The sequence below is a fragment of the Halorubellus sp. JP-L1 genome (assembly GCF_011440375.1).
Taxonomy (GTDB): Archaea; Halobacteriota; Halobacteria; order Halobacteriales; family Natrialbaceae; genus Halorubellus.
Genome location: NZ_JAAOIR010000003.1, coordinates 329054 through 342824 on the forward strand (window position 1 = coordinate 329054; position 13771 = coordinate 342824).

The window sequence follows — 13771 nt, forward strand, 5'->3', positions numbered from 1 at the left end:
CGGCGTCGAATTCTCACCGGGAAGGACCGTCGTATCGTCCCATTCCGGCGTGGAGATGGCCATCGAGCTGTGTCCATCCCTGACGGCCGGCTGCGTAGATCGCAGGGGTGGTGCCCGCCTCGAACGTGTTGAAGCTGTTCGAGAGCCAGAACCCCCACTCGTTCCAGGCTTCGAACCGAATCGCGTCGATGGTAACGATCGCTTCGGTCGGCGTGCCGTACGTGGCTGCGGCGACGGTCGTGAACTCCCAGCACGCGTCCGAATCGTCCCACGCATACTCGCAATCGGTCGCAGACGCGTTGGCGAGCGGGGCGAGGAACGACGCGTTCCCGATCGGAGATCGCGTTTCGATGTCGTGGTCGACCGACTGTTGCCACGCGATCGAGTATCTGGTCGGGTCGGGGGAGAGCTCTTTGTTCGTCATGTTTGCGGGAATCTCGTCCGGCCCAATCTGTTCCCGGTCGATTACCGACCCATTCGGTGCGTACGTCCAGAGGACGTATCGGTCCTCGCCGACGAGCCGATCGACGTCGAGACGGAGCATCGACCCGTGAGCGGTCTGGACGATGGCCGCATCCCAATTCGTTAGCTCCGTGCCCTCGTCGTCGTAGATCCACAGGTTCGATGCGGCGTCAGCCTCCACGTCCCCGCCGGCCGGAAACGGGAGATGAAACGTGGCGTTCTCGATCGTCGTATTCGTACTGATAGACGTCGTGTAGGAGTACGTCGACGTGTGAGAGTACGCGAAGTCCGGCGGGAAGAAGAGAAAGCCGACGGCGGCGACCGGCACGAGTACGACGAGGAGAGCGAGTCCGAGAACGAGAAGTTGCTTCTTCGAAACCATGCAGAGAAGACGTCCACGTCAACGATAGAACTATCGTGGTGCTAGATGGCCAGAGCCTCGGAGGATAGCATAGTTTCTGCTAAAATCCTTGCCCGGCTGTGATTCTATTCGGTGTTTCACCATCGGGTTGAGTTCTTGTGGCTGCAGATATCGAGGGAGTGTGAGATAGTAGCTGATTTTTAGCGGTGCTCATCAGTATTGCCACTCCGGGAGAGCGGCCCCAGCAGTATTCACTCGGTTAGTCAGGCGGAATCAGTGCTGAGACGACGATTTCGACACATTCGCCTGCAGTCAACACGGGCGCATAGTCCATTTGGCCATCAACATCTGCTTTCAGCAGGAAGTCGGTCAGCCGCCAGATATTGTACAGCAACACGGCGAAGATGAAGTAGAACAGCCGGACCCGGTAGTCCTTCGAGGAGGTCTTCGCGAGGAAGTCGTGCTTGATCGATTTGTACTCGTTCTCGATCTGCCAGCGGCGACTGTATCGGCGACAGACCGTCTCTGCCTCGTCTGGTCCGACCCTGAGGTTCGTCGCGAAGACAGCTGTGCCATCGCCTTTCGTTGAGGGCACGTACAGGAACCGCATTTGGTGGCTGCCAGCTTCGACGTGGACGGACGCTGTTTCCACGGCAACCTCCTGTTCGTCGTCGTTCATCTGCTCAATTACTTCTTGCTCGGGGTTGTTGATTCGCTTCGGAATCAGGTAGTTCACGCCGAGGTTCGAGAGTGTCTGAAACACGCGCTGTGAGTCAAATTCACTGTCGCACAGCACGGTTTCGATGGGGACGTGTTCCTGGGCTCGCGTCACCAGGCGTCGGACGACACGATGAATCTTGTTCGGCGGGTTTCTGTCCCAGCTCGAGCTTTCACGAATCGGTTCAACACCGAGTACAAGCGGGATGTTCTGTCCGATGATCGATAGCGTCGCAAATTTGAATGCCCGACTCTTGTGGTCTTTCGTGCCGCTGACCATCGGCATTCCCTCAACGTCACCGTAGTACGGAATCGTCGTTATGTCGATTGCAGCGGTGACCGGTCGACGGAACGATGCTTCAGACTCAATGACCGAGAGGAGTCGTTCCGTCGCCGCATCGAAGCCATCCATCAGCGCTTCCGGCTCGAACTGCTTGACTGCTCTGAGATGCGTGTCCCCATGTGGTCCACTGTCCGGGCCGTGTCGGTACTGGAAGCGGTTGGCACCTTGGGGTGTCCCACAGCTAACCATGCCCATGAACGTCTGCAATTCGAAGAATTGGGTGTCCTCGTAGGTTGCGTTCTCGGCACGACCGGAATCGAACCCCTCGAAGCCGTGGTCACGAGCCAGTCGGGTCGTCCGCTGAATCTGCTCATCAGTGAATTCGAGTGCTTTGTCCTCGTCGGAATCGTCCGGGAACGTACTCGGGTCTCGGTCTTGGGTTACAACCTCCGCTTTCGGCCGGGTTTCGGGGACGTCGATGTCGCGGTCGTGAATCTCTTTGACGACGTAGTGTGCGGCTGTGGTGACGAACGTCCTGGTGGCGTCATCGAAGCGGTTTCGCCAGGTCCGCGAGAGCACCGATTCATCAGGAATCTTATCGAGACCGAACACACTTGCAAGTTCAGGATACTTGGTTAAGCTGCGATAGCTTTCGCCCGTGAGTTCCCGGTAGAGAAACAAGCGCACCATCCCCTCGAAGGAGTGGGGTGCCGGATGCCATTTGGGATAGCTGTCATCGAGCAAATCGAACGGCCCCGCCAGCTGTCGAAGTGCGGTGCAAAGGGATTGGTCGCTTTCGAATGCAGCTCTGAACTTTACCCCAACGAGATACGCGTCGGTCAACAGCCGTTCCTGACAAGCCATAATCGCCAACCAACAAGCCAGTCAGACAAGCCACGTGTTTCGCGTTCCAACAGCGACCGCAATCACTGCCGGATTGGTCAATACAGCCTGCGTATCAGTCGAACTGACGGAGTCTTATCTGGATACTGACTAGTTCAGCACCTCATCGGCAGGCGTCCGGCCATCTAATGCTTGATTCGGTCGATATCAGTTGTAGTAGTGTCTGAACCGTCGCAGCCACCGTCTTGCGCTCGATTGACTGCCCCGCCAGAACGAGTGAAAGCGGTCGATCCGCATCGCCACGGTCTGGAACCACTTTTCGATGTGGTTCCGCTCACTGTAGTTGAGCTGACCGCTCAACTCACGCCGAGCAAGGACAGTCAGATAGCAGCCAGCATCCACCAGAAACTCAGTGTCGGCGACGTCGTGTTTCTCGGTGAGGCGATGGAGGAACGCCGCCGCGGGATCAGTCCCGCGGCGGCTGAATACATCGACCTCCAGCAGCAGCTTCGACTCCGTGTCGATGGCGGCGTACAGCCACTTCTCGTTGCCGTCAACCTCGATCTGTTTCTCGTCGACGGCGACCCGCGACGGCGCCGCCGTCGGCGGGTCGCTTTGTGCGTCGGCGAGCGTCTCTTTCCAATTCCAAACGGCCTGATGACAGCGCTCGACACCCAACCAGCCCAAGACAGCCTCGACTTCACGGTACGACAGCCCCATCGGGTGAAGTCGAACCCCGAAACAGCGCACGGGTGTCGGCGTGCGCTCGTTCTCCCAAACGTCTTGATTCTCGATATCGAAGCGTTCTCTGAGGAGGTCTCCGAGTGTCATGGAAACCACTCACTACGACCCCCTCGCTTCTCAAACTCGCTCAACTAGACAGTGCCCTTATCTGCTAAGGCGCAATCCAGTGATATCTTACGGTGCAGAGTCTCGCTCTTAGCGCAACTGAGAAGAAATTATCAGCCTCCGCAGGGAGATGGAATAATTAGAAATACTTTTTCTCTTTTGACTACAGTTAAATCCAGTAACTGGTGTTGTTCGCTACCCGCCAGAATGGATACGTATACATCGGACTGCCTCCTTCCCCACCACCACACGAGCTAAAGGTGAAGTCTTTAGTCTCTGTCCCGGTGATGTTTCCAACAACCAAATTGTCTGAACCATCTTCCCACCAGATGGGCCCCCCTGAGTCACCATCCCGCTCACTGTCTGGAACACCCATTTTCGTTGCACTTCCGAACATCTTTACACAGGAACCTGGCCATGCATATGACGCTCCTCCGCCCTTAACGTAACAATCCTGATATCCGGAGGTTATCCCTTGCATCTTACAAGTTCCTCGAGTGCCTTGTATTGAATCCATCCCATTTTGAGATGCATAGCCATCTATTGATTGTTCACCCTCATCATATTTGATATAATTCGAATAATCTGCATAACGGTCCCCGATTACAATCCAATCGTGGGTCTTATGTCCGTTATCTACAAATCCTAAGGCATCACTATCCGCATCAGTAACTAAGTCTCCAGTGGGGACCTCACAGTCGTCTCGGATGACATGATTTGCTGTATACATATAGTGGTTGAAATCGCCATCGTATACAGGGAAACCTGCTGTTCCAACGGAAGTAGAGTCGTTATCTTTTATTTGCAAACCACCTTTAAATGGACTAGATGTGACACCTCTATAACAATCAACATCTGTATTTCTGAATTGACCGTTCATCTTCCGTATCTGAATTTCCTCATGAAGGAGTCGTGAATCAGAACGTCCAATGGCCTCTTCAACGGTTTTTGGCATTAAAGCCATGGCGTCGGGACTTGCCGATGGAACCAAAGAGATCGTAGGAGCTGCTGTATAACACCCATTAATCATATTGGTCGTGGCATCATAGGATACTGAACCAACCGGCGGGTTTGATTCCAGTTTTTGTCGGAGAGAATCCGTAACCTCCCTTACTGCTCTCTGGTGCTGAAGCCACTTCTTGGCTACCTTGCGAGTAGCCACGGGGTCGCCTTTTGGACCAGTCCGTCCCGTTACAATTCGAGTACGCCGGTTGAATAGACTATTTATTTTATCAGTGATGGTTTTCTCTGAGCCTGCAACCATGACCGGACTAACTGCACTAAGTTGCTTGAGAGATTCACGACGTGTTCTTTTTGATTCAAACGCTGTTTTACGCTTCGTTTGTTCAGAGTCGGAGTTACTACTTACCATACTGCATTCCGATAGTAATAGGTAAGATACATAAATGTAGCCGTTGGAAATTGCTTCTGGAGTAATAGACACATAATTTTCATAACTGGGCTACACCACCCTTAGATATTTATAACACCGGACTGTAGGCTGAGATATGGGTAGTAATTCAGGAAACCTATCCGCTTCTATCGGATCAATAATCGAACTAAAGCCATTATTGACTTCGGCGCTTCTAGGACTATTTATTTTCTTGGCTCAGTCTCCGCGTATATCAAAATTCTTTGATTCCTTAGGAGGTGGTATTGGCGTTGGCTCCTACATTATCGTATTACCATTACTTATGATAATTCCCGCAGCTATTGCAGCTTACAAACAATATTCGCTAATCTCCTGCTGTATTATTTCAAGTGGGCCAATCCTCGGAGCTTCTACAGCGTTGATTGTTTATGGTATGCCGATCGAGGGAACCAGCAGTATACTCTCATTAGGGGTGTCGATTCTGATTGGTATATTGGTTGGTGCCGCTACCTACAGTGGCGTGATAGTTGTTAAACGACTATCATAAGCAATCGACTCATGCTAGTTATTTCTACGATTCATCGAAACAGGAGAATGCTAAATCGGTCATATCTGCTACCCAAAACGAATTCGTTGGAACAAATGCTAGATTTGCAGACGTACTGGTCAGCCAGTTCAGACCCAATTCAACCGAAACGAAGGCACGCATCAAAATTATCCTCCGAGGTTGTGAGATGGCGTCCGACAGCGCTCTGAAGGCCACGAAATCTCGACAGGTTTGACCGTCAGTCTCGTGGCGAGGCGGTACCGACAGTCTTCAACCGAGGTTCAAACGCGAGAGGGTCGTCCTCGCATCCGTTTGGGATGTGGACGGTCACGGTACGCCTCGTTCAGTCCGCTCGTGGTTCGGTTTCGGCTGGCGATTGCGTCGCAGCGGCGCTGGAGGGGATGGCTCGGACGAACCGAGTCACGAGAGCGAGGCCAGTGAGACTCAGGAGAGCGAACAGCACGATCTGGGGGAGGGGGACGGGCTGGCCGTTCTGGAGCATGAACACGATCATGGCGAGGACCGCGAGACCGAGGGTGGTGCCTTTCACGAGGAGGACGCCGGTGAAGACGTACCCCCACGCTCGCTGCTTCCAGAGGAACGCCGCCGAGAGGACGAACGATGGAACGACGACGCCGAGGTCCAGCGACTGGATGACGGGGACCGGAAGCGTCGTCTCGGCGATGCTCGGGGGTCTGGTTCCGGCGAGGCTCGCCGGGCCGACCTCGGCGAGCCACAGCAGCGCCAGGAGCCCGGCGACGAGAACCTGGAACGCGACGTAGCCGCGAACCGGGTGATCGTCCAGTGCCGCTTTCAAGTCCGTTGGCTCGATGCGGGCGACCCCGCCGACGAGCGTGAACAGCGTCAGTCCGAACAGTGCGACGTAGACGAGATAGAGTTCGTTGAATGCCGTCAGGAACGCATACGACGCGTACGTGTACAGGAGGTAACCGGTGATGCCAAGCCAGACGACGTACCCACGGAGTGACCCACGGCGCGCGGAATAAACGGCGCCCGCGAGTGCGGGGACGGCGACGACGAGCGTCAACAGGTCCTGCCCGTACAACTGGGGCAGGAGGACCTCGGCGTCCCGGTAGAACCCCGGGACGAACAGCCCGACGCCGGTCGCCAGAACCGCGAGCAGGAGGGTGAGCGTCGACGCAACGAGATAGGGTCGAGTGAGGCCTCGGGAGGACTGCGAGGCCGTCATGCCCCCGAATATTCGGTGGTGTCCGGGGCGACGCCGAGTCGGCCTTCGACGAATGCGGCGACATCCGCTGCGAAGGCGTCGACAGCGTCCCAGTCGGTGAACTCGACGTCACCGTTCGGTTCCCCTCCCTCAGTGAGGAGGTCCTTCGCGATCCGCTTCATCATGAGTCGTTTGAGGAACCCGTACTCGGAGAACCGAAGAGCGCCGCCGAACTGGCCGATTCGATCCGGATGCCATCCCGTTTCCGTGACGAACGACTCGACGTATCCCGCAGCCTCTTCGCGTTTCTCCTCGTCCGCTGAGGAGAGCGAAACCTGGAAGAAGGCGTTCGGCATCTCAGCCAGCGCGTCTCGATTGGCGGCAACGAAGTTTCGAACCTCGTCCTGGTGTTTGCCGACGTGGATCGACGCACCCACGATGACGGCATCGTATTCGTCCAGGGTGGATGCATCCGGTCGGTCCGCCACGTTGAGTGCGTTCGTCTCGTGACCTCGCTCGCCGATCGTGGCCGCGATCCGCTCTGCGATCTTCTGTGTTTGGCCTTCACCCGTCCCGTACAGGACCAAGACTGAACTCATTTCTTTCACACCTCTATCGACCCGTTCGCTCCGCCAGCAGATAAATTCAGACGAGAGATGGCTCCGCGCTATCAGTACGAAGTCTCTGTCGCAAATTTGAGAACAGCATCAGTCCAGCAACCGTGAGCAAGAGGAACCGATGGTACTCGACGACCGTTGGCTTGAAGAAGAGGAAATAGAAGATTCCGAAGCCGGTTAGAAGCCCTGCTGCGAGGTTATAATAGGTGAACGCGGAGTTCTCGAGCACAGCGACTCACCCTTCTACCGCGCTATTCTTGATTTGCTGATGCGTCGCGATGACTAACCAGAGGAAGATCGCGACGATAGTGTAGAGGGCGCTTCGAAGCGTGTTAAAGAGGATTGTATCGGGCTCGACGACGAACAGGAAGACGTGATAGAGTATCGTTGCCGTCATCGTGACCGAGAGGAGCGCGATAACCGTACCGAACGGAGATTCACGGAGAACGCGCCAGAAAAAGAGGGCCAGGAGTCCGGCTCCCGTTCCACTCATGATCGCGAAAATCGCGCTGAGTGTGTGAACCGTGGAATCGACCATATTCGGACTACGGTCCCAGGCTCCTTTAGTCCCGTCACAGAGATCATATGGTCCCGGTTCTGTATCCCCGAGACGGCCCAACGCGTGGACTCACACGGTATCACCGGGTGCATCGGAGCTGTGACTCGTTCTTCCAGACGCCGGTGGTAGCAGGGCATGAGAAACGCGATATTATCTTCGTCTCACCTATTGTGCGGACCCGAGTAACGGATCGATAGGTGATCTCACTAGTCCTGGGGGGGAGATCGGGGTGTTGATAACAAAGTGTGGTCGCGTTGGACGGGTTGGTACGATGGCGCTGAGCCAGATCGACCACGTCGGCGAGAACGAACAAACAGCAGAGTGTATCGACAACTGTCTCGCAGCGGCACAAGCATGCGAGTGGTGTGCCGACGAATGTCTCGGCGACGGGGAGGATGGAAGCGTGTGCCTGCCTCTGCCGAGACGTCGCCGACCTCACGACCTTACACGCACGCTTCATGGCGCGTGACTCGAACTACAGTCCGCAGCTTGCGCAGGCCTGTGCCGGGGCCTGTGAGGAGTGCGCGGAGGAATGTGAACGTCACGACGCAGATCACTGTCAGGTCTGTGCAGACGTCCTGCGTGACTGCGCGGAATCCTGCCGCGAGATGGCCTCGTAAACGTAGCGTCCCGACCAGACGCCATTCGTCGGACCCGTTCCCATGGATACACCAACGGAATCGATTACGCTCCTAACGGGGGCCCTCGGAATATGGATCATGGCGTTCCCATTTCTCGTGGGTTCGCCATCACTCGATAGGTGGAACGACGTCGTCGTCGGCGGAACGGTCACCACCTTGGCGGGGTACAATTACTCGCGTGAGCGAGCACGAGGCGGACCCAGCAAGGTCATTTCCGGGATGCTCGTGTTGCTCGGCGGGTGGCTTCTATTTGCCCCGTTTCTCACTGGCGTCACCGGAGGTCGCCTTTGGAACGACGTGGCCGTCGGCGTGCTCGTTGCAGCGTTTGGAGGTTATAACGCGTACGTCGCTTCGACTGAAGAACAACCGGGCGCTCGTATCCAGCAATGAAACTGAACCCACATCGACGACCGACAGCGAAGAGACCGTTCAGACAATGGTCGCCCCCGCTGGCGACGATAGCAACCAGGACACGGTGAGTTCGGACGATGGACATCTGGAAAACAGTAGCGATTGGCGTCGCTGCCATCGTGGCGATTCTCGTCGCTACACAGCCGATCTTCGTCGTCGGACTGACAGTGTTCGACTACGGACAGACGCCGAGCGAATCGTACACCACGATGCAGACCAAGGACGTGAGCAGAGTCCCCGTTGACGACCCACAGCGCCAGAGTGAACTCACTGCACGGGCCGCACGGCCACCTGACTCCGGACTCAACTACTCGACTGTGGTCCGTCTTCCCGAGAACGACTGGCAGGCAGCGATAGCGGCATCGCGCCTGCGGGCGAGCGAAGAGGCTCTCCTCCTCTTCGGGAACGCCACGCCACCCGATAGCGACAATGAGACGAACCCGCCCGACGTCACGACGGTGACCGTCTCGAGTGGGAGTCCAGCCGAAACGGCCGCAGCGATCGCCACCCGTGAAAACGGATCCGACGATGTCAGTCCGAACAACGTCATCATCGTCAATGCCACGGAGTCACAGTGGGCACTCCCCGCTGCCGCCTGGAGCGCTTACTCCGGTGATCCGATTCTGTACGCGAACGAAGACGAGATTCCAGATGCGACTCGAGCGGCAATCGAGGAGCTGAACGCCTCACACGCCTACGTCCTCGCACCGCCTGACCTCGTGAGTGACGATGCACTCTCCGAACTGGACGTCGAGTGGACCCGCGTTTCGGGAGACACACCACAGGATCACGCCGTCGAGGTCGCAGCGTTCCGTGACGAGTCCCGAGACTTCGGCTGGGGCATCCACGAACGCGACAAAGTCGGCTACTACAACTTCATGCTCGTCAATCCCAGCGAGCCCCAGCACGCAGTTTCATCGACGAACCTACAGTGGGGGAAAGCCGGCCCGATCCTCCTCGTCAACGACGACGGGAGCCTGCCAGCAGTGACCGAAAACTACGCGTGGCAGTCTCAACCAGCATGGTTCTCGACGCCCGCAGAGGGACCGTTCAACCACCTATTCGCAATAGGGTCGACGGATCAGGTGTCCTGGGTAACTCAGGGCCGACTCGACTACGCAGTCGAGATTACGCAATACCGCCATCAGGGCGCTGGCCTCAGCCCACTCGAGTCGCTCGCAGCCGTCTGGGCAGCGTTTAGCCTCCTCGGAGCATCGTTCGTGTTCGCGCACGCCCGTCACCGGCTGCCAGAAATGAATGACTGGACGACGATGGTATGGCCGCTTCTCACCCTCATCCTTGGCCCGTTCGGGCTGGCCCTCTACTGGGTCTCCTATAGAGGGCGACAGATCGTGACGACCGATCGGGGGCCACGCGTCCTCCGCCCGTACTGGCTTCGAGCAGCCACGGCAACTGCAATGGGCGTTGGCTTTGCCGGGAGCACGATGATCGCGACGGGGTTCCTCCTCAATTACCTCGGGATACCGATGCTCGTCTTCGACGGGCCGCTGTTCTGGCTCGGGAACGCGATGACGATCCTCATCGTCCTCGTGTACGTCATCGCGTTCCTCGTCTCGTGGCTCGTCTTCCATATACCGATGTTACGGGACTCCCAAGGCCTCGACACCGGCTCGGCAGCGAAGAAAGGCGCAAAGATAGTCGCGGTGAGCATGACGAGCGTCTCGGTCGGGATGATGGGTGGAATGTGGGGGATCATGATGCTCAACCTGCCAATGATGCCTGGAGACGACAACATCCTCTGGTTCGGCGTGATGGTGTTCGCCACCCTGGTCGGGTTCCTCGTCGCCTGGCCGGTCAACGGAATACTCGTTCGGAAGAACCTCAAACCGGGTGGTGCGCTGTGAGCGACCGCAGTCGCCGGAAGCTCCTGCGCGATCTCGCCGCGCTACCGGTCGGAGCGACCCTTGGAGGGGCCGCACTCACGTATCGAGAAGTCCGGTCCGCCAGTCGGCCTACCCAGGGCGGACCAGCGTCGGCCGACTTCGACGAGGCGACCGTCACGAGCATGACGACCCGTCTCGCCGGAAGCACCGACTACGAGACGGCGACGGCGTTCACGCAGAACGTCTATCCCGCCATCAACGACCACACCCGGCCGGGTGCCGTGATACTCCTCAACGATAGCGAGCTCGCTGCAGCACTCCCCGGCGTGACGTTCATCCATCATCCGATCGACGGAGCGGTCCTACTGACGGCGCAGGACTCCTTGCCGGACGCGACGCGTGAGGAAATCGAACGCCTCCATCCGGAAGGCGTTCACGTCGACGGGGACGTCCAGGCGTACATCGTCGGCGGAGAGCGTTACGTTAGCAGCGACGTCCAGCAGACGGTCGAAGCGATGGGCCTGAAGACCAGTCGCATTCGGGGAGAGACACCGGTCGAAGTTGCGGCCAACGCCGATCAGTACCTCAGTACGATTCACGCGAACCACCGGGACACCACGTTCATCGCCGACGTCGACGACCCCCAGATAGCTATCCCGGCACAGTCCTGGAACGCTCACGGTGGCGATGGCTTCCTCTACATCGACGGGGATCGCATCCCCGAGACGACCCAGGAACAGCTCGAAGCGCGCTTCGACGAAGCGTACATGTATCTGCTGGGTGACGAAAGCAAGATTAGCGAACGAGCGGCCCGCAACCTCGGACGGTTCGGCCACGTGCAGCGAATCCCGAGGGGGTCCGATCCGTACGAGCTGAGCGTCGGGTTCGCGGGATACAAGGACGTCGGCCGGAATCAAGGCTGGATCTTCGGCGAGTGGCCCCGGAACATCGGCTGGGGAATCGCCGAGAGCGGCCACAACTTCATTTTCGTGAATCCGGAGAACTGGCAGATTGCACTCCCGGCCTGCGTCGAAAGCCATCGCGGGAAACACGGACCGATGCTCCACGTCGAACGAGAGACGGTCCCGGACGCCGTCGAGAACTACCTCACGAACCTCATCCGCCCATACGACGCTGCACCCTACGACCGGAAGTACAATCACGGGTGGATCGTTGGAGAGACGGACCAGATCAGTCAACGAGTTCAGGCGCAGCTCCACGCGATGCTCCAGGAGCCACAGGGAGACCAATGAGACGGATCGTCGCCACATTCGACGACACCGAGGACGCGACAGCGGCCAAGCAAGCCCTTCGTGAAGCGGGCCTAGAGCCCGAGGAACCAGAGATCGACAATCCATTCTTCGATCCAGCGACGACGATGCCAGAAGGCCGGGGACTCCTCTGGGGGGGCCTCCTCGGTGGGCTCGTCGGCGCCGTGCTGCTATTCATGCTGGACCAGAACGTATTCTGGATTCCTCGTATCAGCCCAATCATGACCGCTGGCCAGTACATGCTCGTCTTCCTCGGGTTCGGGCTCGGTGCTGCAATCGGTGGATTTCTTGGCGGGGTGGTTGGCGCATCCCGCCCGGTTTCAGCGCTCGATCGACCGAGAGTCGCTGTCATGGTCCCGGACGATCGCATCGGTGAAACGGAGGACTTCCTCCGCGAGCGAGGTGCGACAGCAGTCGATGGAACCGTAACCTACCACGAGCATCCTCACCGAAAAGCCGCGACCGAATCCAGTTCACCGCCTGACTGAACCCGCCACTATAATGAGAATGTCGATAGGCGGTATTTTGTTGCCGTTCCCGCTCGAGTGGGTCAGAGCCATCGAGACAACGTCTCGTTCGCGCCGAGAGACGGTGGTGCTCTACCGATGAGTAAGACTCTTAGAAGTCGACTCCCCGAAAGCGGCTGGCATCTGGCCGATTCCCGGCTGCAATCTAGACAGAGCCGCCCGAGCGGCCGCCTCCCCGGCAGTCGACGGGGGAAGCGAGGCAGCTATCAGTTCCGATCAGCAGGTGAACAGCGATGGACCTAATACTTCTCGCAATCGGCGTCCTCCTCCTCGCCAGTGTCGTCATCGATCTCCTCTGGACGACGCTCTGGGTCGAGGGAGGCGCCGGACCGCTGACCTCGCTGTTGATGGCATGGATCTGGGGTACATTACGACGGTTGGGGGGGAGCGATTCACGAGTCCTTACTCTCTCGGGCCCAGTGATTCTCGTCGGTAGCCTGGCGACGTGGATCGGACTGCTCTGGGGTGGGTGGACGTTCGTTTTCGCCAGCGGAGAGAGTTCGATCATCGATACCCTGAACCGAGATCCCGTCTCCTGGTCTGATTGGGTGTATTTCGCTGGGTACACGATCTTCACGTTAGGGAACGGGGATTTCGTCCCGCAAGAGGGATTCTGGCAGATCATGACGACTCTTACGACGGCGAGCGGGATGCTCTTCGTTACGCTCAGTGTCACCTACGTTCTCAACGTGCTGAGTGCCGTGACGCAGAAACGGTCGTTCGCCAGTGGCGTGAGCGGACTCGGTTCGAACGGGGCGGGGATTCTATGTACGAGCTGGAACGGTGAGGAACTCGAGGGGCTTGCGTTACCCCTGAACACCTTCACTACCCAACTGAACGCGCTGACGTCGAATCACAAGGCCTACCCGATCCTCCATTACTTCCACAGCAAACAAGCTGGGCAATCACCGACGGTGAGCGTCGCCATCTTCGACGAAACATTGTCACTTCTCCAGTTCGGGCTATCCGAACGCTCCCACCCGAGCAACACCATCCTTCGAAACGCCCGTTCGAGCGTCGAGGGCTACCTAAACACGCTCCAGAGTTCGTTCATCGAGCCAGCCGATCGCTCTCCACCGCCACCATCCCTCGATACACTTCGAGAACGGGAACTTCCGACTGTCTCTGATGAGGAGTTTATCACAGCGCTCGCGGACATGGAGGAGCGGCGGCGAACACTACTCGGTCTCGTCGAGTCCGACGAACGAGAATGGCCCTCACCGGACGATGAGTGAGGACGTATTGTCGATCGCGTCGCAACACATTGGATTCGGTTCG

General features: G+C 57.7%; 13 protein-coding genes and 1 pseudogene. 7 read left to right on the forward strand and 7 right to left on the reverse strand.

All coding sequences use genetic code 11. The features are described from left to right. Positions 1–13: 13 nt before the first annotated feature. The 4 genes from G9C85_RS15255 to G9C85_RS15270 all read right to left on the reverse strand — a co-directional run bounded on the left by G9C85_RS15255 (position 14) and on the right by G9C85_RS15270 (position 4887). A complete protein-coding gene (locus G9C85_RS15255; protein ID WP_166041534.1) occupies positions 14–844 on the reverse strand; it encodes a hypothetical protein in 831 nt (276 codons plus the stop codon). A 238-nt stretch (positions 845–1082) separates the two neighbouring features. Further along, complete coding sequence (locus G9C85_RS15260; RefSeq protein ID WP_240148912.1) at positions 1083–2687, reverse strand: transposase; 1605 nt, start codon at positions 2685–2687, stop codon at positions 1083–1085. A gap of 186 nt (positions 2688–2873) precedes the next feature. After that, positions 2874–3497, reverse strand: coding sequence for an IS6 family transposase (locus tag G9C85_RS15265; RefSeq protein WP_166041536.1), 624 nt, complete (start codon positions 3495–3497; stop codon positions 2874–2876). Between the two features lie 187 nt (positions 3498–3684). Beyond that, positions 3685–4887 carry a hypothetical protein gene (locus G9C85_RS15270; protein ID WP_166041538.1) on the reverse strand — a complete coding sequence of 401 codons (1203 nt, stop codon included), beginning with the start codon at positions 4885–4887 and terminating at the stop codon, positions 3685–3687. 136 nt (positions 4888–5023) lie between these two features. On the opposite strand from G9C85_RS15270, the gene G9C85_RS15275 reads away from it, so the two are divergent. Then, on the forward strand, positions 5024–5434 hold the full coding sequence (locus G9C85_RS15275) for a hypothetical protein (protein WP_166041540.1): 411 nt from the start codon (positions 5024–5026) through the stop codon (positions 5432–5434). Between the two features lie 343 nt (positions 5435–5777). On the opposite strand, the gene G9C85_RS15280 is transcribed toward G9C85_RS15275, so the two are convergent. The 3 genes from G9C85_RS15280 to G9C85_RS15290 all read right to left on the reverse strand — a co-directional run bounded on the left by G9C85_RS15280 (position 5778) and on the right by G9C85_RS15290 (position 7778). Beyond that, a complete protein-coding gene (locus G9C85_RS15280; protein ID WP_166041542.1) occupies positions 5778–6644 on the reverse strand; it encodes a hypothetical protein in 867 nt (288 codons plus the stop codon). Beyond that, the gene (locus G9C85_RS15285) at positions 6641–7222 is read right to left on the reverse strand and encodes a flavodoxin domain-containing protein (RefSeq protein WP_166041664.1); all 582 of its coding nucleotides are present in this window, start codon (positions 7220–7222) and stop codon (positions 6641–6643) included. Before G9C85_RS15285 ends, G9C85_RS15280 begins: the two co-directional genes overlap by 4 nt. A gap of 253 nt (positions 7223–7475) precedes the next feature. Next, positions 7476–7778: a hypothetical protein gene (locus tag G9C85_RS15290; RefSeq protein WP_166041544.1), complete on the reverse strand. Its 303-nt coding sequence runs from the start codon at positions 7776–7778 to the stop codon at positions 7476–7478. A 292-nt stretch (positions 7779–8070) separates the two neighbouring features. Between G9C85_RS15290 and G9C85_RS19290 the strand changes: the two are divergent. The 6 genes and pseudogenes from G9C85_RS19290 (at position 8071) to G9C85_RS15320 (ending at position 13728) form a co-directional block, all read left to right on the forward strand. Continuing rightward, positions 8071–8419, forward strand: a pseudogene (locus G9C85_RS19290) (four-helix bundle copper-binding protein). A gap of 42 nt (positions 8420–8461) precedes the next feature. Further along, positions 8462–8830, forward strand: coding sequence for a hypothetical protein (locus G9C85_RS15300; RefSeq protein WP_166041546.1), 369 nt, complete (start codon positions 8462–8464; stop codon positions 8828–8830). Positions 8831–8928: 98 nt separating this feature from the next. Next, entirely contained in the window at positions 8929–10716 is a 1788-nt protein-coding gene (locus G9C85_RS15305; RefSeq protein ID WP_166041548.1) for a DUF4396 domain-containing protein, read from the forward strand. Between the two features lie 161 nt (positions 10717–10877). Next, the gene (locus G9C85_RS15310; RefSeq protein ID WP_166041550.1) at positions 10878–11948 is read left to right on the forward strand and encodes a cell wall-binding repeat-containing protein; all 1071 of its coding nucleotides are present in this window, start codon (positions 10878–10880) and stop codon (positions 11946–11948) included. Continuing rightward, positions 11945–12454 carry a hypothetical protein gene (locus G9C85_RS15315; RefSeq protein ID WP_166041552.1) on the forward strand — a complete coding sequence of 170 codons (510 nt, stop codon included), beginning with the start codon at positions 11945–11947 and terminating at the stop codon, positions 12452–12454. Before G9C85_RS15310 ends, G9C85_RS15315 begins: the two co-directional genes overlap by 4 nt. 272 nt (positions 12455–12726) lie before the next feature. Continuing rightward, positions 12727–13728 (forward strand): potassium channel family protein, encoded by a 1002-nt coding sequence (locus G9C85_RS15320; RefSeq protein ID WP_166041554.1) that lies wholly within the window; start codon positions 12727–12729, stop codon positions 13726–13728. The last annotated feature ends 43 nt before the right edge of the window (positions 13729–13771 follow it).